The following is a 22,648-nucleotide window of genomic DNA, read 5'->3' as shown; positions in this document are numbered from 1 at the left end:
CTGAACTCCGTGGTACGACGGTCAGATCTCGTACGTCACCCTCGGCGCCGCGAGTTCCACCGGGCCGTCGAAGGCCTCGCGGGCGTCGGCGAGGTTGACGGTGGGGTCGGTCCACGGCGGGATGTGGGTGAGGACCAGCTTGCGGGCGCCGGCGCGGGCGGCCGTCTCCCCTGCCTCGCGGCCGTTGAGGTGCAGGTCCGGGATGTTCTCCTTGCCGTGCGTGAAGGCGGCCTCGCACAGGAACAGGTCGGTGTCCCGGGCCAGGCCCTCCAGCGCGTCCGTGACGCCGGTGTCGCCCGAGTACGTCAGGGACTTCCCGGCGTGTTCGACGCGGATCGCGTACGCCTCCACGGGGTGGCTGACCCGCTCGGTGTGGACCGTGAAGGGTCCGAGGTCGAACGTGGACGGCTTGACCGTGTGGAAGTCGAAGACCTCGCTCATCGAGGAGGCGGTGGGGGTGTCGGCGTAGGCGGTGGTGAGCCGGTGCTCGGTGCCCTCGGGGCCGTAGACCGGGATCGGCGGGCACGGGCCGCCGTCATGGCGGTAGTAGCGCGCCACGAAATAGGCGCACATGTCGATGCAGTGGTCGGCGTGCAGATGGCTCAGGAAGATCGCGTCGAGGTCGTAGAGACCGCAGTGGCGCTGCAGCTCGCCCAGGGCGCCGTTGCCCATGTCGAGGAGCAGCCGGAAGCCGTCGGCCTCTACGAGGTAGCTCGAACAGGCCGATTCCGCGGACGGGAACGACCCCGAGCAGCCGACGACGGTGAGCTTCATGAAGCAGAAACCTCCGTTGGCGGTGACCCGGAAGGACCGGGAACCGGAGTCGGGAATGGGGTATGGCGGGGGTCGTGCGGTTTGTCGAGCGTAAGGCGCAAAAGAGCCGGTCGCTCCTCTGCCAGGGGCCGTTGTGGGCGAACTCACCTGTGGTGTCACCGGTTCGGCTGGACCCGCGGCGCATAAGGATTGCGAGAGGGCGCGCGTCGATTATCTCGCGCCGGTAACGTCGTCGTATGGACACGTCATGGTGGCTCGCGCTCGCGGCGGTGGTCCTGCTCGCGTTGGTCGCCACGCTCGTCGACGGATGGGGCAGGGGTCACCGTCCGCGTGGGCACCGGACCCGGCCGCCGGGGCATCCACGGGGCACCCGCGAGCAGACCGGACATCCCCACCCGGGGGACATCTGGTGGGCCAACGTGCCCTACGAGGACGGGCCGGGGGCCAAGGACCGGCCCTGTCTGGTGCTGGCCGTGCACGGGAACCGGGCGACCATCGCGAAGATCACCAGCAAGTACCACGACGAGCGGGCCGGGGTGATCCCGCTGCCGCCGGGCTCGGTCGGGGACGCCCAGGGCCGGCCGAGCTTCCTGGAGACGGACGAGCTGCGCGAGATCGCGGTGTGGGAGTTGCGGCGCCGGGTGGGCGTGGTCGACCCGGTGCTGTGGGACCAGGTGCGGCACCTGGCGAGGTGAGGCTCAGCCCACCTTCACGGTGACGTGCCACTCCTGGATGCCCTTGCAGGAGACCTGGCCGGGCGCGGTGGGTTCGGCGCACAGCGGGCGGGTCGAGGTGAGGGTGACGGTGCCGACGGCGACGGCCTGGTAGGCGGCTCCGGCGTCGCCGCCGCGGAGCATGATGCCGTAGTTCATGGGCTTCAGGGCGCTCGTGTCACCGGCCTCGGCGATCTTCTTCCAGGGGCGCTGCTCGGTGCCGGTCAGGGTGATCCGGAAGGTGCCGTCCGCGGCCAGGCAGTAGGTACGGCCGCTGTCGGCGGCGGTGAGCTCGGAGGTCAGCGGCGTGCAGCCGCCGGGGGAGCCACTGGCACTCGGGCTGGCGCTGGCGCTCGTGCCGGGGCTGGAGGCGGTGGGCGAGGGAGACACCGCGCCGCTGCCCTTGCCGTCGCCCCCGCTCTGCGAGCCGCAGCCCGCCAGCAGGAGCAGGGTGGCCGTGGCGAGCGACGCGCGGTGGAACGTCGTACGGCGCATGAGGTGTCCGCCTTTCCGTCGGGGAACGGACCCTTGATGCCGATATGACGTAGCCGCCCGTCATACGGATCCCGCACCCGGACGGCTTCCGGGGGCGGGATCCGGTCAGAGCATGGCACTTGTCAGCTGGTGGTCACCGCGGTGTCGTCGATGACGAAGCTGGTCTGGAGCGAGGAGTCCTCGACACCGCTGAACTTCAGGGTGACGGTCGAGCCCGCGTAGGACCCGAGGCTGAAGGACTTCTGCACGTATCCGGAGGCCGCGTTGAGGTTGGAGTACGTGGCCAGGGTGGTCGAACCGGCGGTGACCGTCAGCTTGTCGTACTGGGTGCTGGTGGTGGTCTCGGCGGTGTCGATGTGCAGGTAGAAGGTGAACGTGGTGTTGGTGCAGGCGGACGGGATGGTCACCGACTGGGAGAGCGTGTCGGTGTGGGTGGAGCCGTAGCCGTCGAGCCAGGCGTAGTAGGAGCCGGCGTGCGCCGATTCGCTGCTGGAGTTGGTGATCACTCCGCTGCTCGCCGTCCAGGTGGTGTTGCCCGACTCGAAGCCGTTGTTGCCGAGCAGCTGGGACGAGGTGCAGGTGCCGCCGCCGCTGGTGCTGACGGTCCAGGTGAAGGAGGCCGAGCCGGAGGCGCCGGTGGAGTCGGTCGCGGTGACGGTCGTGCTGTAGGTGCCCGCGGTGGACGCCGTGCCGGAGATCAGGCCGGTGGAGCTGGAGATGGACAGGCCGGTGGGCAGGCCGCTGGCGCTGTAGGTGAGGGTGGCGCCGGCGCTGTCGGTCGCCGAGATCTGGAGGCTGACCGAGGAGCCGGTGACGGTGGACTGGCTGCCCGGGTTGGTGACGGTCACCGTGTTGCCGGTGCTGGTGCCGGAGGCGAAGGCCGTGGTGCCGTTGGGGGTGCCCCAGCCGGTCGGGCCGTCGTAGCCGGTCTTGGCGGTGCAGAAGTACGAGGTGGAGCAGGAGCCGTTGCTGCCGCTGGTGACGTCGTACAGGTTGCTGGTGTGGCTGTAGGGGTACTTCGCCGGGTAGTCGCTGGTGCCCGGGGTGCCCGCGAGGGCGTAGACGCCGGCGATGATCGGCGACGAGGCGCTGGTGCCGCCGTAGACCGCCCAGCCGGAGCCGCCGTAGGTGTCGTAGACCGCGACACCGGTGGCCGGGTCGGCGACCGCGGAGACGTCGGCCTCCATGCGCTTGGTGCAGCCGGTGTCGGTCTGCCAGCTCGGCTTGGAGTCATAGGAGGAGCAGCCGGAGCCGGTGCCCTCGGTGCTGGAGGTGTTCCACACCGACTCGGTCCAGCCACGGGTGCTGGAGGACGTGGAGAGGGCGGTGCCGCCGACGGCGGTCACGTACTGGGAGGTCGCCGGGTACTCGGCGCCGTAGCCGGAGTCGCCCGCGGAGACGGTGATCGCGACACCCGGGTGCTTGAAGTACGAGGTGTCCTCGCTGGTCTGCGAGGAGGACTCGGAGCCGCCCCAGCTGTTGGAGACGAACTTGGCGCCGAGCGCGACGGCCTCGTTCTCGGCGGTGCCGAGGTCGGAGTCGGTGGCCGAGCTGGCCTCGACGAGGATGATGTTGCAGTTCGGGCAGACCGCGCTGACCATGTCGATGTCGAGCGCTTCCTCACCGGCCCAGCCGGTGTCGTTCGTCGGCAGCGAGGTCGTCGAACCGGTCTGGCTGACCTGCTTGAAGCAGCCGTTGGCGACGGTGCACGCCGACAGGCCGTACGTGGAGCGGTAAGTGGCCAGGTCCGAGGCCGCGTTGGGGTCGTTGTAGGCGTCGACCACAGCAACGGTCAGGCCGGAGCCGCCGGTTGAGGGCAGGTTGTAGGCGCTGTGCAGGTTGGTCGGGCTCAGGCCGGAGGGGGCTGCGGCGAGCGCGGCGGACAGCCGCTGCTTGATGTCGGTGCGGCGCTGCGCGAAGCAGTTGACCTCACCGGGCTTGGAGACGGTGGCGCACAGGTGCTTGGTGGGCACCTTCTGCCCTGCCTTGCCGGTGCTGTGCACGGCCTGCCGGGCGGGGTCGGTCAGTGCCTTGGAGTTCTGCGCGACCCGGGAGGTCTGGGACGCCTGGGCGAGCTGGGGGGCGGGTGCCTGTGCCTGTGCGGTCGGTGCCGCGACGAAGCCGGAGACGGCCAGGGCGAGAGCGGGGAAGGCGAAGGCGAGGAGTCTTCGCACGCTCCGTCGTGATTCACGCATGGGGGTACTGCCTCCATCGGTGGGGTTACAAGGCAGGCCCGTGACGCGCGTAGCGGCGGCAGAGTGCGCAGTCATGAGCATGACACTTCGTACACCCTGGGATGCCGATGTGCGTGGCATGACAGGACGGAGCAGAACCTAACGGGGTTCGGCCGCGACCGGTTCCCCCGCGCGAAGATCTTTACTGCGGCGTAGGGGGCGCTTGGCCCCCTCATGAGAGGGGGTTGGCGCGTACATGATGAGGGCTATGCCCAGAGTTGACCCTGGAGGGTCTCGATGGCTTCCTCGGTCGTGGCGGCGGTGTAGACGCCGGTCGACAGGTACTTCCAGCCGCCGTCGGCGACGACGAACACGATGTCGGCGCTCTCGCCGGCCTGTACGGCCTTCTTGCCGACGCCGATCGCGGCGTGCAGCGCGGCGCCGGTGGAGACGCCCGCGAAGATGCCCTCCTGCTGGAGGAGCTCCCGGGTCCGGGTCACGGCGTCCGCCGAGCCGACCGAGAAGCGGGTGGTGAGCACGGAGGCGTCGTAGAGCTCGGGCACGAAGCCCTCGTCAAGGTTGCGCAGCCCGTACACGAGGTCGTCGTACCGCGGCTCCGCGGCGACGATCTTCACGTCCGGCTTGTGCTCACGCAGATAGCGGCCGACGCCCATCAGCGTGCCCGTCGTACCGAGCCCCGCGACGAAGTGCGTGACGGACGGCAGGTCGGCGAGGATCTCCGGACCGGTCGTCGCGTAGTGCGCACCGGCGTTGTCCGGGTTGCCGTACTGGTACAACATCACCCAGTCCGGGTGCTCGGCGGCAAGCTCCTTCGCCACCCGCACGGCGGTGTTGGAACCGCCCGCCGCCGGGCTGGAGATGATCTCCGCGCCCCACATCCCCAGCAGGTCACGGCGCTCCTGCGAGGTGTTCTCGGGCATCACGCAGACCATCCGGTAGCCCTTGAGCTTGGCGGCCATCGCCAGCGAGATACCGGTGTTGCCGGAGGTCGGCTCCAGGATGGTGCAGCCCGGGGTGAGCCTGCCGTCCTTCTCCGCCTGCTCGATCATGTGCAGGGCGGGGCGGTCCTTGACCGAGCCGGTCGGGTTGCGGTCCTCCAGCTTGGCCCAGATCCGGACGTCGGCGGACGGCGAGAGCCGCGGCAGGCGCACCAGGGGGGTGTTGCCGACCGCGGCCAACGGGGAGTCGTAGCGCATGCCGATCTCAGGCCATGCCGCCGGCGACCGCCGGCAGGATCGTCACGGTGTCGCCGTCGCTGAGCTTGGTGTTGATGCCGTCGAGGAACCGGACGTCCTCGTCGTTCAGGTACACGTTCACGAAGCGGCGGAGCTTGCCGTCGTCCACGATGCGGGCGTGGATGCCGGTGTGCCGGGACTCGAGGTCGTTGAAGAGGTCGGCGAGGGTGTCACCGCCGCCCTCCACCGCCTTCTGACCGTCGGTGTACTGGCGGAGGATGGTCGGGATGCGGACCTCGATGGCCATGGCTCAGGGCTCCTGTCGGAAAGTCTGGGTGGGTGGGCGCGCAGCGGCACGCCGCGGCTCACGGCCGTACGGCGGCAGGGAACGTCAACAGATGGCGCTGTTCAGCCTGCACAGGTCGACGTGCAGCCGCGCCACGAGCATGCTGCCCGGCGCCTTGTCGCTCACGTCGTAGGAAACCATGGGGTCATCGTATCGATTCCCGACCGGGGTCCTGGAGTGTGATTCCGCATCCCGGACGAATTCTGACCGCACTTTGAGACAGAGTCGGCAACAGCCCACCCAGGGGCGCTGGGGGTACCTACCCCCGGCCGAAGGCTGGGGGAGGAACTGCGCGACCAGACCCCACCGGCCCGCAGGTCACCACCGGCCGGTCCGGCACCGCCGAAATCCGCCGTCGTGGCGGAGCGCCGCTGCGGCGGGGAGATGTGGCCGACGAGAGAAACAGGAGCGGCGGGGAAGCCTGTCGGCGGCGGAGAGGACAGGGTGAGCACCGGGGCCGTGAGAGGTCGGTCTGCCGGACCTCAGTACGCCTCGACGATCGTGAGTTCTTCCTCTGTGATCTCGCCCTCCACGATGCGGTAGGAGCGGAACTGGAAGTCGCCCAGGCCGTCGGTGTCGGCCGTCGAGACGAGGACGTAGTGGGCGCCGGGCTCGTTCGCGTAGGAGATGTCCGTGCGGGACGGGTACGCCTCCGTCGCCGTGTGGGAGTGGTAGATGACCACCGGCTCCTCGTCGCGGTCGTCCATCTCGCGGTAGAGCTTCAGGAGGTCGCCGGAGTCGAACTCGTAGAACGTCGGGGACATCGCCGCGTTCAGCATCGGGATGAAGCGCTCGGGGCGGTCCGAGCCCGCCGGGCCCGCGATGACGCCGCACGCCTCGTCGGGGTGGTCCTTGCGCGCGTGGGCGACGATCTGGTCGACGAGGGCCTGGGTGATGGTCAGCATGTCGGTCAGGATAAGCAGAAGGGCCGTCCCGTACCGAAGGCTGGTACGGGACGGCCCAGATGCCGGACGTCCTGAGCGGCTGCCGCGGGGAACGCCACGAGTGCTCCCCGGGGCGGACGTCCGGAGGGGGTGGTCAGCTCACCTTCGCCGGCGACGGCTGCTCGCGCTGCTCGGTGATCTCCGGGTTGCGGTTCTTCAGGACCAGCCAGCCGACGCCGAGCGCGGCGGCCCAGCCGGCCATCACGTAGAGGCAGACGCGGGAGTCGGCGTCGTACGCGATCAGGCCGGTGACGAAGAGCAGGAAGGCGATGGCGATGTACGAGCACACCGCGCCGCCCGGCGCCGGGAAGGAGGAGGCGGGCAGACGGCCCGCGTCGACCGCGCGGCGGTAGAGGACGTGGCTGATCAGGATCATCAGCCAGGTCCAGATGCCGGCCGCGGTGGCGACGGAGGTGACGTAGCCGAACGCCTTCTCCGGGACGACGTAGTTGAGGACCACGCCGATGCCCATGAAGAGGACCGAGACCGTGACGCCGATCGCCGGGGTCCTGGACGCGGACAGCCGGCGGAACACGGCCGGCGCCTCACCGCTCTCGGCGAGGGTGCGCAGCATCCGGCCCGTGGAGTACATGCCGGAGTTGCAGGAGGACAGGGCGGCGGTCAGTACGACGAAGTTGACGATGCCGGCGCCCGCCGGGATGCCGATCTTCGCGAAGGCGGCGACGAAGGGCGAGACCCCCGGGGCGAACTCGGTCCACTTGACGACACAGAGGATCACCGTGAGCGCGCCGACATAGAAGAGGGCGATGCGCCAGGGGAGCGTGTTGATCGCCTTGGGGAGGGTCTTCTCGGGGTTCTCCGACTCGCCGGCGGTGACGCCGACCAGCTCGACCGCGAGGTAGGCGAACATGACGCCCTGCAGGGTCATCAGGGAGGAGCCGATGCCCTTGGGGAAGAAGCCGTCGAACTGGTAGAGGTTCGCGACCGACGCGGTGTCACCGGCACTGCTGAAGCCGAACGTCAGGACGCCGAGGCCGATCACGATCATGCCGATCAGGGCGGTGACCTTGACCATGGAGAACCAGAACTCCAGCTCTCCGAACACCTTCACGGAGATCAGGTTGACCCCGAACAGGACCACCAGGAAGACCAGGGCCGTCACCCACTGCGGGATCGACGGGAACCAGTAGTGGACGTAGATCGCGGCGGCGGTCAGCTCGGCCATGCCGGTGACGACCCACATCAGCCAGTACGTCCAGCCGGTGAAGTAACCGAAGAACGGGCCGAGGAACTCCCGGGAGTACTCGGCGAAGGAGCCGGAGACCGGGCGGTAGAGCAGGAGCTCGCCGAGGGCCCGCATGATGAAGAAGACGATGGCGCCGGCGACGGCGTACATGAGGATGAGGCTGGGACCGGCCTTGGCGATGTTCGCCCCGGCGCCCAGGAAGAGGCCGACGCCGATGGCGCCGCCGATCGCGATCATCTGGACCTGACGGCTGCCGAGCCCGCGCTCGTACCCCTCTTCGGGGGCTTCGGAGGCGCTGGACGCCTTCTCCGATGTGTCGACCTGAGCGGAGGTCATGTGTGGTGTGCGCCTTTCTCCATGCCGACCCGGGCCTCTGGTCGGCCGCGGATCGGGTTTCGATCCCCCCGGATTGATGGAGCGGTGCCAGACCGGCGGTTGCCGGTTCGGTGGCGCACCCGGTCGTACACATGGGTGGTGTGTGCGCCGGGCGGTCGTGAAGATTTATCACGGCCGCAACGCTGATCACCGGGATCCGCCGAGAGGGATTGTGGCGCACACCACTGGAAGAAGCGGACATAGTGCGGCCGAAACAGCCATATCAGGCCGCATCGGTGACAGGATCGTTATCCGGATTTGAGCGCCCTCTGAGCGAACACGAAATCCGGACCTTCTACGGCATAAGGGTGGCGACCAGGGTCTCCTGGAGGCCGCCGAGCCACAGGTACGCCATCACCATCGGCTTGCGCGGGTCCTCGTCCGGGAGCCGGTAGAGCAGGTCGGTGTCGTCCTCCTCGGTGATGTCGAGGCGGGAGCCGATGGCGAGGCGCAGGTCGTTGAGGGCGCCGAGCCACTGCCGGGACTCGTCCGGGGACAGCTTGAGGACCGCGCCGCTCTTCTCCACCGGGGCCAGCGCGTCCAGCGAGCGGATCACCGCGAGGGCGCTCTCCCTCTTGCCGGCGCGCAGGTCGTTCTCGGTGAAGCGGCGGAACTCGGAGGAATGGGCCCGCTGCTCCTCCGCCTCCTGCGAGGACTCCGGGAGCCGCTCCGGGTCGCAGTAGGCGTCCGGGAAGAGCCGGCGCAGCACCGGGTCGCTGGGCGCCTCGCTCGGGCCCTCGGCGAACAGTTCGGCGAGCGGGTCGTCGGGGGCGTCCTCGGCGGGGCCGGGTCCGATGAGCTCCAGGAGCTGGACGGCCAGCGACCGGATGATGGAGATCTCGACGTCGTCGAGCGCGACGGCGGCGCCGCCGCCGGGGAGCGGTTCGAAGATTCCTGGCATGGAGGGGATTCGCTGCTTCCGGTCCTGGTCTAGGAGTCCTGATCGAGGAGGGGGCTGGGGCTACTTCCGGTCCTGCTGGAGGGTGGCCCACAGGCCGTAGCCGTGCATCGCCTGTACGTCGCGTTCCATCTCCTCGCGGCTGCCGCTGGAGACGACCGCCCGGCCCTTGTGGTGGACGTCCAGCATGAGCTTGGTGGCCTTGTCCTTGGGATAGCCGAAGTACGTCTGGAAGACGTACGTCACATAGCTCATGAGGTTGACGGGGTCGTTGTGCACGATCGTGATCCACGGGACGTCGGGCTCAGGTACGGCGAAGGCCTCCTCCGCCGACTCGGTGCGTTCGATCTCTACGGGAGCGGGTGACGTCACATGGCCATGCTGCCACGCCGAGGAAAAATCGTCACACTGACGAAATGGGGGTAGCATCCTCGTCATGAACACAGCGGACCTTGGGCTGCCGGTGGATGTTCCCTCGACGGCGCTCTTCACGGACCAGTACGAGCTGACGATGCTGCAGGCCGCCCTGAAGGCGGGTACGGCCGAGCGGCGCAGCGTCTTCGAGGTCTTCACCCGGCGGCTGCCGGAGGGGCGCCGCTACGGCGTCGTGGCGGGCACCGGGCGTGTCCTGGACACGGTCGAGAACTTCCGGTTCGACAACGGCGTCCTCGGTTTCCTGGCGGAGCGGAAGATCGTCGACGAGCCCACCCTGCGCTGGCTCGCCGGGTACCGCTTCAGCGGTGACATCTGGGGCTACCCCGAGGGCGAGGTCTACTTCCCGGGCTCGCCGATCATGCGGGTGGAGGGCTCCTTCGCCGAGTGCGTGCTCCTGGAGACCGTGATCCTCTCGATCCTCAACCACGACTCGGCGATCGCGGCCGCCGCCTCCCGGATGGCCTCGGCCGCCGGGGACCGCCCGCTGATCGAGATGGGCGCCCGCCGCACCCATGAACTGGCCGCCGTCGCCGCCTCCCGCGCCGCCTACGTCGGCGGTTTCGCCACCACCTCCGACCTCGCCGCCGGCTTCCGCTACGGCATCCCCACCGTCGGCACCTCCGCCCACGCCTTCACCCTGCTCCACGACCGCGAGCGCGACGCCTTCCGGGCCCAGGTCGACTCGCTCGGCCGGGGCACCACGCTGCTGGTCGACACCTACGACGTCGCCGAGGCGGTCCGTACGGCCGTGGAGGTGGCCGGGCCCGAGCTGGGCGCCGTCCGCATCGACTCCGGCGACCTGCTGCTGGTCGCCCACCGGGTGCGCCAGCAGCTGGACGAGCTGGGCGCCGTCGACACGAAGATCGTGGTGACCTCGGACCTGGACGAGTACGCCATCGCCTCGCTCGCCGCGGCGCCGGTGGACGCGTACGGCGTCGGCACCCAGCTGGTCACCGGCTCCGGGCACCCCACCTGCTCCATGGTCTACAAGCTGGTCGCCCGCGCCGAGTCCGCCGACCCGAAGGCGCCGCTGGTGCCGGTGGCGAAGAAGTCGACCGGCGGCAAGACGTCCGTCGGCGGCCGCAAGTGGGCGGCGCGGCGCCTGGACGCCGACGGGGTGGCGGAGGCCGAGGTCGTCGGCACCGGCGAGGTCCCGGCCGACCTGGTCGACCAGCAGCTCCTGGTCGAGCTGGTGAAGTCCGGCGAGGTGGTCGCGCGCGAGCCCCTGGACGCGCCCCGCACCCGCCATGCGGCGGCCCGGGCCAATCTCCCCCTGTCCGCGACCCAGCTCTCCCGAGGGGAACCGGTCCTTCCGACGGAGTACGTACAGGGGCGCTCGGGTAGCTAGAGCGGGTGCCCGCGTACGCGCCCCGCAAAGCCCCCTCCCCTACGCCCCCGTAAGTCTCTACGCTCGTAGGTTCAGGCCGGACCCGCACGCTTCATCCACGCGTCTCCCCCGTCGACAGAACCGAAATCGAATGCGAAGGACACCGACCATGCGCCGCGCCTTGATCGTCGTCGATGTGCAGAACGACTTCTGCGAGGGGGGCAGTCTCGCGGTGACCGGGGGTGCCGATGTGGCCGCCGCGATCACGGAGCTGATCGGGCAGGCGCCCGCCGGCTACCGCCACGTGGTGGCGACGCGCGACCACCACATCGCGCCGGGGGGCCACTTCGCCGACAACCCCGACTACGTCCGCAGCTGGCCGGCGCACTGCGTCGCCGGCACCGAGGGGGTGGGCTTCCATCCCAACTTCGCCCCGGCGGTCGCCTCCGGCGCGGTGGACGCCGTGTTCAGCAAGGGGGAGTACGCGGCGGCGTACAGCGGCTTCGAGGGCGCCGACGAGAACGGTGTGAAGCTGGGCGACTGGCTGCGCGCCCGCAAGATCGACGAGGTGGACGTGGTGGGCATCGCCACGGACCACTGCGTGCGGGCGACGGCGCTGGACGCGGCGCGGGAGGGCTTCCGCACGCAGGTCCTGCTGGACCTCACGGCGGGGGTGGCGGAGGACACGACGGAACGCGCACTGGAAGAGCTCCGCGAGGCCGGCGTGGAACTGACCGGCAAGCCGGTCGTCTGACACCGACACCCACGCCATGTGCCGGTGGGCACCCGCGGGCCGGTGGGGGCTGGTCGCGCAGTTCCTCGCGCCCCTGAGTTGGCTGCTCAGCCCGGCGCTGAAAAGCGGGGCTCACGCTGCGGTCGGTCTGCGGAGTAGGGATCTGATCGGTCTCCAGAGTTCGGTTGCCGTGACACCGTTGTCAGGTGCCGTTCGCCATATCAGGCCGTCGGGGTGGTGGAGGACGGCCGTGATCTCGTCCGGGGTCGGGGGGGCGGCGTTGCCCCGTAGGTAGACCGCTCGCATGCCGAGGTTGCGGAGCCTGGTCAGGGCGCGGGCGCGGTTCTGGGCGTGTACCAGTACCCGTACCGCGGACGAGCCGTCCGCGGCGGCCGGGCTGGGCAGGTTCAGCGCCACCACGACCGTGCCGTTGGGCAGCTTGCAGAAGCCTCCTGCGGCCATGCGATCAGATCCCCGTCCGGGTCGGCGTCAATAAGAACTCCACAGGACGCACCTAAACACGATCGGCGGCGACCCGCCAAGGGGTCGCCGCCGATATGTGCCTGACCTGCAGCGATAGGGATTACTTCACCGCGGGGCCGACCTGGAGCGAGATCGTCGAGCCGTCTCGCGCCTCCTTGGTGATCTTGATCTTGGTGTTGGTGTCAGTGATCTTGACGCCGGCGGCCGGGTTCGACGCGTCGTAGTAGGTGCTGATGTGGTCGTTGAAGACCGGCACCCCGGCCGACGACTTGATCTTCATCGCGACGTCCGCCTTGTGGAGGGTGATGCCGTCCGTGCGGTAGAGGCTGAACGGCGAGTCGTAGGCCTGGATGCGGTTGCGCATCAGCGTGCCGTCGGACCACTTCAGCGGCGCCGGGTGGGAGTCGATCGGGAGGATCAGACCGGTGCCCGGGTGACCGCCGTCGCCCGTGTGCGTGTTGTTGTCCGCCTCGGAGGTGTCCCACTTCCAGATCAACAGGCCGTTCTGGTACGGGTAGTGCTCCACCCAGTCCGGACGGGTCGTCGAGAAGCCGAAGTTGTACGGGCCGACCTTGAGGGTCTTGTCGTACGACACGTACTGGCGGTTCTCCGCGATGTAGTACTGCGCGTAGTCCTTGGTGAAGGACGCGCCGATGCGGGAGAAGCCGGAGGCGGTCCAAGCGGCGTCCGCCGACTCCGCGTTGTCGGAGAAGAGGGCCGAGCCGTCCGCGGTCACCGTGATCTCGTCGGCCGTGAAGCCCTTCAGGGCCACCCCGCCGTCGGTCTGGTAGCGGAAGCGGAGCTGGATCTTCTGGCCCGCATAGGCGTCCAGCGGGTACGACAGCTTGGCGTACGCGTCGATCGAACCGGTGAGCGCCGGCTTGTCGCTGCCGTCGCGCGGGATGGCCGCGCCGTTCACCGTGCCGTCCAGGGCGGTCCAGTTGGCGCCGCCGTCGGTGGACACCTCAGCGTAGAGGTAGTCGTAGTTGGCCTCGATGTCGTACCAGCCGTCGAGCGAGAGCGCGGCGGACGACTTGCCGGTGAGGTCGACCTCGCGGGTCAGCGTGTTCTTCAGGTCGTTGCCGCTGCCGCTCCACCACTGGGTCGAGCCCTCGGCCGGGGTGACGACCGTGGTCGTGACCGCCTTGTCGGGGAGGGTGACCACGAGGGCCTGCTTGTTCTTCGTGTTGTACTCGGCGACGCCCAGCTTGTGGGCGGACTTCACGCCCGCCTTGGCCACGTCGTAGTTGAGCCAGCCGAGCTGCAGCTTGTCCCAGGCGTTCATGTCGCCCGGCAGGTCGCCGATGGACTCCTTGCCGGTGCCCAGCCAGGAGCCGGAGGACATCAGGGTCCAGAAACCGGTGGAGTTCTCGCCGCCGTCGGTGTCGTACTCGTCCGGCAGGCCGAGGTCGTGGCCGTACTCGTGGGCGTAGACGCCGAGGCCGCCGTTCTCCGGCTGCATGGTGTAGTCGCCGACCCAGATGCCGGTGTCGCCGACCTGGGTGCCGCCGAGCTTGTTGCCCGCGGGGCCGGTGGCGCCGGCGTCGGTGCCGAAGGCGTACCAGCGGTGCGCCCAGATCGCGTCGGTGCCCTGGGCGCCGCCGCCCGCGGACTCGTCCTCGCCGGCGTGCACGATCTGGAAGTGGTCGACGTAGCCGTCGGGCTCGTTGAAGTTGCCGTCGCCGTCGTAGTCGTAGCGGTCCCACTGGTCGTACTGGGCGAGGTCGGCCTTGATGGCGGCGTCGGACTCGCCGGCCGCCTTCTGGTCGGCGACCCAGGCGTTCAGGCCGTCGCGCACCAGGTTCCAGACGCTGGAGCAGGTGGTGGAACCGCAGGCGTTGTTGCCGTAACGGGCCTCGTTGTAGGGGACCTTGACCCAGTCGGTGACCTCACCGTCGACCGAGTAGCGGCCCGAGGACTGCTTCTCGTAGTACTTCTTCAGCGACTCGGTGTTCTTGCCGGTGCCGAAGTAGAGGTCCTGGAAGTGGGCCTGGTTGTAGTCCGCCTGCCACGCCGTGGAGTTGTCCTTGGTGCGGTCGGGCTGGGCTATCTGGTTGTGCAGCGGGCCCGCCGTGCCGTTGTACCGGGGGTCGGTCTGGTCGCCGAACTCCACCAGGATCGTGAAGATCTTGTCGGTCTTCTCGCGGCCGAGCTCGACGTACTTGCTGTCGCCCTTCTTGCCCTTGAGCTGGACGACCTTCGAACCGTCGCGGTCCTTGACCTGGGCCTTACCGGATATGACCTGGTCGAGGGCCTCCTGGCGCTGGGCCTCCTGGGTCTTGCTCAGGGGGCCGTCGAGGTCGTGCTCGTCCTGCTTCGCCGACGGGTCGTGCCGGTCGGCGGTGGCGGTCGCGGCCGGGGTCGCCGCCTCCGCGACCGCGAAGGTGGCGAATCCCACGGAGGCGGTCGCGAGCGTCACTCCCACGGCGAGCGCTCTGAACGTCCAGGGTCTGCTGGTCACTTGAGTTCCTCCCCCGCGCCGCGCGCACGGAAGGGGGACCGGGTCATGGTTGGGGTCCGTGCGCGCACGTTCAACGCGTCGATTCAAGTGACGATATTTGACTACTGGTTTACGAGAAAAGACAGACCTTGACTTAGAAACTGCAACTCCAGTATGCGGAGCAGGAGTTCGCTTTACGAACGCCGAGGGAGGGACCGGACCACGAAGGACCTCGCTCAACCGGCGCGCATATGCCTCCGGTTGCGGTATGCCATGCGACCGTGCGCCCCCTGTGCACCGGTACCGTGGGTTAGGTCACGCTTACCGGTCGTTCCTCTCGGGCACACACGCGAATAGAGTCGAATGGTGGAACGCCCGGAAGCCGGTGAAATGCCAGGCCGGCTACCCGTCTCACCCCACATCTTCCGAGGACACGATTGCCATGCCTCGTCCGACCCCGGCACAGCTCGTCTACGGTTCGTGCACCGTGATCTGCTCGACGCTCGCCATGCTGCTGCTGTCACAGACGAGTTCGGGCATCGGGATCGCGGTCATCGCGCTCGCCGCGCTCGGTCTGGGACTGCTGGTGGCCATGACGGTCCCGCTCCCTGGGCCCCGCACGGTCGCACAGTCACAGCCCACCCCGACCGCACCGCCCGAGGTGCGGGTCCCCGCGCACCGGGAGACCGTGGCCGCCGCCACGGCCGAGCCCGTCCGGGAGCCCACCGCGCCCTGACGCCCGCACACACTCGAAGTCGGCGGGTCCGTGAGACTGACGGACCCGCCGACTGCTTGTGCGCCCCTCGGGATCACCTCGTACCGCCTACGGCGGGATCACCTCGTACTGACGACGACCGTCTTCGCGGCCTTGTCGTGCAACCCCTGTTTGTACGGCTTGTCGACGAAACTCCAGCCGCCGCAGATGACCGTCCAGACGCAGGCGCAGCAGAACGCGAACGGCAGCCACAGCACCAGGGCGCGCACCAGCGAGGTCTGGCCGGAGGGGGTCGCACCGTCGTTCAGGTTGGCGACCCGCATGCCGAGCCACTTCTTGCCGAGGGTCTGGCCCGTCTTGGCGATCAGCAGAGTGTCGTAGGCGACGAACAGGACGGCGGCGATGACCGACTGGGCGAGGGACCTGCCGGCCGAGATCCTCTCGCCGTGCATCTGGTACTCGCTCACCCCGAACGCCAAGGTGACCAGCACGACCACGATGCCCACCAGGATCATGTCGATGATCCTGGCGAGGGTGCGTCTGCCGCTGTCGGCGAGCGGGGGCATCCCGGCGAGCGGATCGGCGGGATAGCCGCCCTCGTCGCCGCCCGCTCCGTAGGGGCCGCCGCCGTAGGGTCCGCCGCCGTAGGAGGGCGGCGGAGGCTGCGAGCCGCCGTACGGGGTGTCGTACGGCGAGCCCGAACCCGGCCCCCGGCCCTCGCCCGGCGGGGGCTGTTTCCTGAACGGGTCGTCTTCCGGCGGCTGTCCGGAGCCCGGCGGCGGTTCGGTGCTCATGGCCCGAGTGGACCGCGAAGCCGCCCGGCCCGCATCCGGCGCGCGGCCGTACGGGGCAATCGCTATCCGGCCACGAAGGTGCGCGCCGCCTTGTCGTGCCAGCACTGGCGCCAGGGCCGGTCGAACAGGCACCAGGCGACACCGACGATCCCGATGCCGAGCAGCCCGGGCACGGTGTACACCAGCCAGCGGCGCAGCGCGGCGCCGAAGGCGGGGGGCTCGTGGCCCTCGATGTCCCGTACCTCCAGGCCGAACAGCTTCTTGCCGAGCGTGCGGCCCCACCTGGCGGTGGGCAGCACCTCGTAGAGGACACCGGCGACAAGCAGGACGGCGAGCACGATCCCGAGGTACGCGCCCGTCGTACCGTCGAGCAGCCAGACCGTCTCGGTACGGCCGGACAGCTTGGCCGCGTCGATCTTGTCCTGCACATGGTGGGCCGCCCTGGTGCCGAACGGCACGGCGGCGGCCGCGGTGACCCCGCCGACGACCAGGCTGTCGACGAGCCGCGCGGCGAACCGCTTGCCGAGTCCGGCGGGACGGGCCGCCGCCTGCCGCCGGGCGGCCGCCTGGAAGACGTCCTCCACCGGCGGCTTCCAGGGCGCCGGCTGCTGGTCACCGGCGAGTTGGTGCACCTGCTGCGCCCAGGAGGACTGCCCGCCGCCGGCACCGGCGGCCATGGGGCCGGCGGCGGCCGTCGGGGACTGCGGCACACCGGACTGCTGGGGCAGGGAGGGGGCGACCGCCTGGGGAGCGGCGGCACCCTGGGCGGGTTCCGCCTGGGCCGCCGCGCGGGCCGCGGCCGCCTTTCCGGCACCGAAGCCGGGACGGCCGGTACCGGCACCGCCCGCTCCGGCACCGGGCGCGCCGACGGGTCCCTGGGCCCCGAAGCCGGCCGGGCCGACGGAGCCGCCTGAGCCCTGAGCGCCGTAACCACCGGCACCGGACGCACCGGCACCACCTGAGCCCGGCGCGCCGAACCCGCCCTGACCCGCGCCGGTACCGCCCGCCCCCGTGCCCGGGTCCGCCGCGCCGGTGTCCGGCCCCTGCGTGCCCTCGCCCCGGATCGGACGGAACGTCAGCGTGCCGTCGTCCATGGGCGGCTGGGCCGGGCCGACCGTCGGCCTGCGGAAGATGAACGTGCCCCCCGAGTCGATGTCGCCCTGGTCCGCCGGCGGGATCGTCGCCGTACCGTCGGTGCGGGACGACCGGCCGTCCGGCTGGGCCGGGGCGCCGGCCGCCCGGGGGTCGGCACCCCAGCCGGAGGTTGCCGCCTGCGGGTCCTCGTCGAAGAAGTGCGGGCCGGTCTCCTCGACCGCAGAGGCCGCAGAGGCCGCGGGAGCCCCGGAAGCCGCGGGGCCGGAGCCGGGCGGCGGCATGAGCGGTCGGCCGTCGGCCGGGGCGGGGCGGCTGGTGCCCGGCACCCAGGAGGCACCGTTCCAGTAACGGACGTAGCCGGGGATGGACGGGTCCGGGTAGTAGCCCTCGCGGGGCCGTTCGTCACCGGGTGCCGGAGTTGGGGCGCTCATGTCCGTCGTCCCGTATCTGCTCGGGGGTCGTGTGGGAGCCTCCACATCTATCAGACCCGGGTGGTCCCCACCGCCAGTCCCGCAGGACCCGCCCCTTTCCGGGCAGCCCTGTGCATCCCCTTCACCGCATCGGAAAAAAATCTTCCGGAACCCGCGTAATGCTCGCGGCCCCAGCCTCTCTCCACTCGTACGGGCCCCTCCGCAGGCGCCCGTACGGCTGATCGAGAACGAATGATCGAGAGAGGAAACGAACGTCATGGATCACACCGTGGTGGAACGCGATCTGGAACTCCGGCTCATCCTGTCCCCGGAGCGGAGCATCCCGGTCCCGGCGCGGCTCGCCTACCGCTCCGACGACCCGTACGCCGTCCATGTCAGCTTCCACATCAACTCCGACTTCCCGGTGCACTGGACCTTCGCCCGCGACCTCCTGGTGGAGGGGGTGTTCCGGCCGAGCGGGCACGGGGACGTACGGGTGTGGCCGACGAAGTCGGAGGGCCGCAGCGTCGTGCTGATGGCGCTGAGTTCGCCCGACGGGGACGCCCTGCTCCAGGCGCCGACCGCCCAGGTGTCCGCCTGGCTGGAGCGGACGCTGCGGGTGGTGCCCCCGGGGTCCGAGGGCCGGCGGCTGGGGATCGACGACGCGCTCGACCAGTTGCTGGCCCGGTGAGGCGCCCGGCGGATGAGGTCAGAACAGCTTGCCGGGATTGAGGATGCCCAGCGGGTCGAAGACGTCCTTGACGGCCCGCTGCATCTCCACGCCCACCGGCCCGATCTCGCGGGCCAGCCACTCCTTCTTCAGGACGCCGACGCCGTGTTCGCCGGTGATGGTGCCGCCGAGCTCCAGGCCGAGGGCCATGATCTCGTCGAAGGACGCACGGGCGCGGGCGCATTCGTCGGGGTCCTGGGCGTCGAAGCAGACGGTGGGGTGCGTGTTGCCGTCCCCCGCGTGGGCGACCACCCCGATGGTCAGCCGGTACTTGTCCGCGATGCGCTCGACGCCTTCGATCATGTCGCCGAGCCGGGAACGGGGCACGCACACGTCGTCGATCATCGTGGTGCCCTTGACGGCCTCCAGGGCGACGAGTGAGGACCGGCGGGCCTGGAGGAGGAGTTCGGACTCGGCGGCGTCGTCGGCCGGGACCACCTGGGTGGCACCCGCGGCCTCGCACAGCTCGCCGAGGGCGGCCAGGTCCGCGGCGGGGTCCGGGGTGTCGAAGGCGGCGAGCAGCAGCGCCTCGGTGGACTCCGGCAAGCCCATGTGGGTGAGGGCGTTGACCGCCCGCACCGTCGTGCGGTCCATCAGTTCGAGGAGGGACGGCACATGCCCGCCCGCCATGATCCGGCACACCGCGTCGCAGGCGGCGGCCGCGGAGCCGAACTCGGCCGCCAGCACCAGCTGCTGCGGCGGCTTGGGCTTCAGGGCCAGGACGGCCCGTACGACGATGCCCAGCGAGCCCTCGGAGCCGACGAAGAGCCGGGTGAGGTCGTACCCGGCGACGCCCTTCGCCGTACGCCGGCCGGTGGACAGCAGCCGCCCGTCGGCGAGGACGACGTCCAGGCCCAGCACGTACTCGGCGGTCACCCCGTACTTCACACAGCACAGCCCGCCGGACGCGGTACCGATGTTGCCGCCGATCGTGCACATCTCCCAGCTGGAGGGGTCCGGCGGGTAGCAGAGGCCGTGTTCCTCGACCGCGCGGGAGAGGGTGGCGTTGACGACGCCGGGTTCGGTGACGGCGATGCGGTCGACCGGCGAGATCTCCAGGATGCGGTCCATCTTCGTCAGGGACAGCACGATGCAGCCGTCGGTGGCGTTGGCGCCGCCGGACAGGCCGGTGCGGGCGCCCTGCGGGACGACCGGGACACGCAGTTCGGTGGCGGTGCGCATGACGTGCTGGACCTCTTCGACCGTGCGCGGCAGCACGACCACGGCCGGGGCGCCGGCCGGGCAGAAGCTCGCCATGTCGTTGGCGTAGGAGGCGGTCACGTCGGGGTCGACGAGGACCGCGTCGGCCGGCAGACCCGCGAGGAGCCGGTCGGTGAGGTTTCCGGTGGCCTCGTCCCGAGGCGCTTCGATACGGCTCATGATCACAGCGTCGCACCCGGGGCCATCGGTGTGAACCCCACAGGGTCCGTCCTTGGGCCGCATGGATGTGGTGGTCGTATTGACGCACAGTGTGCGGCATGTGCGCGCTCGACAACCGACCGTCCGGACCCGCCACCTCGCTGCTCCCGGAGCCGGAGCCGCCGCGCCGCCGCCGGGTGCTGCGACGGCTGTTGATCGTCGCGCTGGCGGGCAGCGCGGCGGCCTGCGGAGCGCTGCTGCTGTGGCACCCGCACCCGTCACGCCCCGCCGCCCGGCCCGCGGCTGCCGGCCCCCAGGCGCAGCGGCAGTCGACGGCGCAGGTGGTGACGGCGGTCGTCAACGGGGTGCCCGCCGCGCTGCCCGACCTCACAACGCTGATCGGCGAGCGGGAGGCCCGGGTGCGGGCACAGCCGAGGGACGCGCGGGCCTGGGCGGTGCTCGGGGCCGCGTATGTGGAGCGGGCGGCCCGGACCGCCGGGATCGCCGACTATCCGAGGGCCGAGCGGGCGCTGCAGACCTCCCTGGAGGTGTCGGCCAAGGGCAACGCCGAGGCGCTGCGCGGGCTCACGGCACTGGCGAACGCCCGCCGGGACTTCCCCGAGGCCAAGCGGTTCGGCGAGGAGGCGCTGCGGGCGGCGCCGAAGCAGTGGTCGACGTATCCGGCGCTGATCGACGCCTACAACGGTCTCGGCGACTACAAGGCGGCCAGGTCCGCGATGGACAAGCTGATGGCGCTGAGGGTCGGGGCCGATGTGAAGCCCGCCGTGATGGCCCGGGCCTCCGCCGTGTACCGGGACCGGGGCTGGCGCGAGGACGCGGTGGCCCAGGTGACCGACGCGGCGGCGGCCGCCCGGACGCCCGCCGAGCAGGCCGCGTACCTGTGCCAGGCCGGGCAGCTGGCCTGGGAGCGAGGCGACCGGGACGACGCGCTGCGGCACTTCCGTGCGGCCGTGGGCCTCGACCCCGACCTGTCGGCCGCCCGGGCGGGGCAAGGGCGGGCGCTGGCCGCGCTGGGCCGCACACAGGATGCGCTGACCGCGTACCAGGGCGCCCTCGCACACCGGCCGACTCCCCAAGTCTTTCTGGAGCTGGGTGAGTTGTACGAGTCGCTGGGGTTGGGGCGGCAGGCGGACACGCAGTACGCGGCACTGCGGGCGCAGGTGCAGCGGGAGCTGGCGGCCGGGATCGACGACGATCTGCTGATCGGGCGGTACGAGGAGGACCACGGGGATGTCCAGGAGGCGGTGCAGCGGCTGACGGCCGAATGGGAGCGGCAGCCCGGCATCGAGGTCGCCGACGCCCTGGGCTGGGCGCTGCACCGGGCCGGTGACGACAAGGAGGCGCTGCGGTACGCCTCGATCGCGACGGACTCGACGAAGGGCGGCGGGGTCCGCAGTGCGCCGTACGCGTTCCACCGGGGCATGATCGAACGCGACCTGGAGCTGGAGGCCTCGGCCCGCCGCCACCTCCAGGACGCACTGCGGATCAACCCGTACTTCTCGCCGCTGCAGGTACCGGTGGCCAAGGCGACGCTGGCCGCACTCGGGGAAGAGCCACCGGAGGAGCCACTGCCGGGGTAGCCGGGCACCGCCAGACACCGGCAGAATCCGGCGAGCACCGCCGCCGCACACCACCGGGCCGGTCGGGCACCGCCGGACTCCGCCGCCGCCGTCGCTGATCGCCGTCGCTGATCGCCGTCGCTGATCGCCGTCGCTGATCGCCGTCGCTGATCGCCGTCGCTGATCGCCGTCGCTGATCGCCGTCGCTGATCGCCGTCGCTGATCGCCGTCGCGGCGGAAACGAATTCGACCGGAGTCACGTTCCGGCCGTCGGCTCACAGGTTCCCGCGGCGCTCCTGCTCGCGCTCGATCGCCTCGAACAGGGCCTTGAAGTTGCCCTTGCCGAAGCCCATCGAGCCGTGCCGTTCGATGATCTCGAAGAAGACCGTCGGCCGGTCCTGGACCGGCTTGGTGAAGATCTGCAGCAGATAGCCGTCCTCGTCGCGGTCGGCGAGGATCTTCAGCTCGCGGAGGGTGTCGACCGGCACCCGGGTGTCGCCGACCCACTCGCCGAGGGTGTCGTAGTACGAGTCCGGGGTGTCGAGGAACTGCACACCGGCCGCACGCATGGTCCGTACGGTCCCGACGATGTCGTTGGTGTTGAGCGCGATGTGCTGGACGCCCGCGCCGCCGTAGAACTCCAGGTACTCGTCGATCTGGGACTTCTTCTTGGCGACGGCCGGCTCGTTGATCGGGAACTTGACCTTCAGGGTCCCGTCGGCGACGACCTTGGACATCAGCGCGCTGTACTCGGTGGCGATGTCGTCGCCCACGAACTCCTTCATGTTCGTGAAGCCCATGACCTTGTTGTAGAAGCCGACCCATTCGTTCATCCGGCCGAGTTCGACGTTGCCGACGCAGTGGTCGACCGCCTGGAAGGTGCGGCGGGCCGGCGGTTCGACGATCGGGGACGCGGCGACGAATCCCGGGAGGTACGGGCCGTCGTAGCCCCGCCGCTCGACGAGGGTGTGACGGGTCTGGCCGTACGTGGCGATCGCGGCGAGGACGACGGTCCCGTGCTCGTCCTTCAGTTCGTACGGCTCGGCCACCGACCGGGCGCCGTGCTCGACCGCGTAGGCGTGCGCGGCGCGGGCGTCCGGGACCTCGATGGCGAGGTCGACGACACCGTCGCCGTGCTCGGCGACATGGCGGGCCAGGAAGTGGCCCCACTCGGAGTCCGGCCTGATGACGGAGGTGAGGACGAACCGCGCCGAGCCGTTCTCCAGCACATAGCTCGCGGTCTCGCGGCTGCCGTTCTCCGGTCCGGAGTACGCGACCAGCCGCATGCCGAAGGCGGTGGAGTAGTAGTGCGCCGCCTGCTTGGCGTTGCCCACGGCGAAGACGACCGCGTCCATTCCCTTGACCGGGAAGGGGTCGTCCTGCCGGGTGGTCGTGTCGGGAGTGTGGTCTGTGGTCTGCGTCATG

General features: G+C 70.3%; 22 protein-coding genes. 6 read left to right on the top strand and 16 right to left on the bottom strand.

Annotated features, from left to right (window positions below; translation table 11 throughout):
* Window positions 1–21 precede the first annotated feature (21 nt).
* A complete protein-coding gene (locus EDD90_RS33600) occupies window positions 22–774 on the bottom strand; it encodes an MBL fold metallo-hydrolase (RefSeq protein ID WP_123976639.1) in 753 nt (250 codons plus the stop codon).
* 236 nt (window positions 775–1,010) lie between these two features.
* Here EDD90_RS33600 and EDD90_RS33595 point away from each other — a divergent pair, with 236 nt between their 5' ends.
* Window positions 1,011–1,469 carry a type II toxin-antitoxin system PemK/MazF family toxin gene (locus EDD90_RS33595; RefSeq protein ID WP_123976638.1) on the top strand — a complete coding sequence of 153 codons (459 nt, stop codon included), beginning with the start codon at window positions 1,011–1,013 and terminating at the stop codon, window positions 1,467–1,469.
* Between the two features lie 3 nt (window positions 1,470–1,472).
* On the opposite strand, the gene EDD90_RS33590 is transcribed toward EDD90_RS33595, so the two are convergent.
* The 9 genes from EDD90_RS33590 to clpS all read right to left on the bottom strand — a co-directional run bounded on the left by EDD90_RS33590 (window position 1,473) and on the right by clpS (window position 9,551).
* On the bottom strand, window positions 1,473–1,982 hold the full coding sequence (locus EDD90_RS33590) for a hypothetical protein (protein WP_123976637.1): 510 nt from the start codon (window positions 1,980–1,982) through the stop codon (window positions 1,473–1,475).
* 122 nt (window positions 1,983–2,104) lie between these two features.
* Complete coding sequence (locus EDD90_RS33585) at window positions 2,105–4,177, bottom strand: putative Ig domain-containing protein (RefSeq protein WP_123976636.1); 2,073 nt, start codon at window positions 4,175–4,177, stop codon at window positions 2,105–2,107.
* A 245-nt stretch (window positions 4,178–4,422) separates the two neighbouring features.
* The gene (locus EDD90_RS33580) at window positions 4,423–5,373 is read right to left on the bottom strand and encodes a PLP-dependent cysteine synthase family protein (protein WP_123976635.1); all 951 of its coding nucleotides are present in this window, start codon (window positions 5,371–5,373) and stop codon (window positions 4,423–4,425) included.
* 7 nt (window positions 5,374–5,380) lie between these two features.
* Window positions 5,381–5,659 (bottom strand): MoaD/ThiS family protein, encoded by a 279-nt coding sequence (locus EDD90_RS33575; protein WP_123976634.1) that lies wholly within the window; start codon window positions 5,657–5,659, stop codon window positions 5,381–5,383.
* Between the two features lie 84 nt (window positions 5,660–5,743).
* Complete coding sequence (locus tag EDD90_RS58655) at window positions 5,744–5,839, bottom strand: putative leader peptide (protein ID WP_311737230.1); 96 nt, start codon at window positions 5,837–5,839, stop codon at window positions 5,744–5,746.
* Window positions 5,840–6,180: 341 nt separating this feature from the next.
* On the bottom strand, window positions 6,181–6,603 hold the full coding sequence (locus tag EDD90_RS33570) for a Mov34/MPN/PAD-1 family protein (RefSeq protein WP_123976633.1): 423 nt from the start codon (window positions 6,601–6,603) through the stop codon (window positions 6,181–6,183).
* A 133-nt stretch (window positions 6,604–6,736) separates the two neighbouring features.
* Window positions 6,737–8,185 (bottom strand): amino acid permease, encoded by a 1,449-nt coding sequence (locus EDD90_RS33565; RefSeq protein WP_123976632.1) that lies wholly within the window; start codon window positions 8,183–8,185, stop codon window positions 6,737–6,739.
* 334 nt (window positions 8,186–8,519) lie between these two features.
* Window positions 8,520–9,125: a DUF2017 domain-containing protein gene (locus EDD90_RS33560; protein ID WP_123976631.1), complete on the bottom strand. Its 606-nt coding sequence runs from the start codon at window positions 9,123–9,125 to the stop codon at window positions 8,520–8,522.
* 60 nt (window positions 9,126–9,185) lie between these two features.
* Window positions 9,186–9,551, bottom strand: coding sequence for an ATP-dependent Clp protease adapter ClpS (gene clpS / locus EDD90_RS33555; RefSeq protein ID WP_123981926.1), 366 nt, complete (start codon window positions 9,549–9,551; stop codon window positions 9,186–9,188).
* Between the two features lie 7 nt (window positions 9,552–9,558).
* Here clpS and EDD90_RS33550 point away from each other — a divergent pair, with 7 nt between their 5' ends.
* Together EDD90_RS33550 and EDD90_RS33545 are read left to right on the top strand one after the other, a co-directional pair.
* Window positions 9,559–10,905: a nicotinate phosphoribosyltransferase gene (locus tag EDD90_RS33550; protein ID WP_123976630.1), complete on the top strand. Its 1,347-nt coding sequence runs from the start codon at window positions 9,559–9,561 to the stop codon at window positions 10,903–10,905.
* A gap of 148 nt (window positions 10,906–11,053) precedes the next feature.
* A complete protein-coding gene (locus EDD90_RS33545) occupies window positions 11,054–11,638 on the top strand; it encodes a nicotinamidase (RefSeq protein ID WP_123976629.1) in 585 nt (194 codons plus the stop codon).
* 111 nt (window positions 11,639–11,749) lie between these two features.
* On the opposite strand, the gene EDD90_RS33540 is transcribed toward EDD90_RS33545, so the two are convergent.
* The gene (locus EDD90_RS33540) at window positions 11,750–12,079 is read right to left on the bottom strand and encodes a hypothetical protein (protein WP_123976628.1); all 330 of its coding nucleotides are present in this window, start codon (window positions 12,077–12,079) and stop codon (window positions 11,750–11,752) included.
* A 121-nt stretch (window positions 12,080–12,200) separates the two neighbouring features.
* A complete protein-coding gene (locus EDD90_RS33535; protein ID WP_123976627.1) occupies window positions 12,201–14,561 on the bottom strand; it encodes an immune inhibitor A domain-containing protein in 2,361 nt (786 codons plus the stop codon).
* Between the two features lie 421 nt (window positions 14,562–14,982).
* Between EDD90_RS33535 and EDD90_RS33530 the strand changes: the two genes are divergently transcribed.
* Window positions 14,983–15,276, top strand: a complete 294-nt coding sequence (locus EDD90_RS33530; RefSeq protein WP_123976626.1) for a hypothetical protein — start codon at window positions 14,983–14,985, stop codon at window positions 15,274–15,276.
* 98 nt (window positions 15,277–15,374) lie between these two features.
* On the opposite strand, the gene EDD90_RS33525 is transcribed toward EDD90_RS33530, so the two are convergent.
* Entirely contained in the window at window positions 15,375–16,049 is a 675-nt protein-coding gene (locus tag EDD90_RS33525) for an RDD family protein (protein WP_123976625.1), read from the bottom strand.
* A 62-nt stretch (window positions 16,050–16,111) separates the two neighbouring features.
* Window positions 16,112–17,575 (bottom strand): RDD family protein, encoded by a 1,464-nt coding sequence (locus EDD90_RS33520; RefSeq protein WP_123976624.1) that lies wholly within the window; start codon window positions 17,573–17,575, stop codon window positions 16,112–16,114.
* Between the two features lie 256 nt (window positions 17,576–17,831).
* Here EDD90_RS33520 and EDD90_RS33515 point away from each other — a divergent pair, with 256 nt between their 5' ends.
* Window positions 17,832–18,245: an SsgA family sporulation/cell division regulator gene (locus EDD90_RS33515; protein ID WP_123976623.1), complete on the top strand. Its 414-nt coding sequence runs from the start codon at window positions 17,832–17,834 to the stop codon at window positions 18,243–18,245.
* Window positions 18,246–18,263: 18 nt separating this feature from the next.
* Here EDD90_RS33515 and EDD90_RS33510 read toward each other — a convergent pair whose 3' ends face one another.
* Window positions 18,264–19,670, bottom strand: coding sequence for an FAD-binding oxidoreductase (locus EDD90_RS33510; RefSeq protein ID WP_123976622.1), 1,407 nt, complete (start codon window positions 19,668–19,670; stop codon window positions 18,264–18,266).
* Window positions 19,671–19,762: 92 nt separating this feature from the next.
* Between EDD90_RS33510 and EDD90_RS33505 the strand changes: the two genes are divergently transcribed.
* A complete protein-coding gene (locus EDD90_RS33505; RefSeq protein ID WP_123976621.1) occupies window positions 19,763–21,244 on the top strand; it encodes a lipopolysaccharide assembly protein LapB in 1,482 nt (493 codons plus the stop codon).
* Between the two features lie 254 nt (window positions 21,245–21,498).
* On the opposite strand, the gene hppD is transcribed toward EDD90_RS33505, so the two are convergent.
* Window positions 21,499–22,647 (bottom strand): 4-hydroxyphenylpyruvate dioxygenase, encoded by a 1,149-nt coding sequence (gene hppD / locus EDD90_RS33500; protein ID WP_123976620.1) that lies wholly within the window; start codon window positions 22,645–22,647, stop codon window positions 21,499–21,501.
* Window position 22,648: the final 1 nt, after the last annotated feature.

The sequence above is a fragment of the Streptomyces sp. Ag109_O5-1 genome (assembly GCF_003814875.1).
GTDB lineage: Bacteria > Actinomycetota > Actinomycetes > Streptomycetales > Streptomycetaceae > Streptomyces > Streptomyces sasae.
Note: the sequence above shows the minus strand (reverse complement) of the source record. Positions and strands in the feature narration are given on the sequence as shown.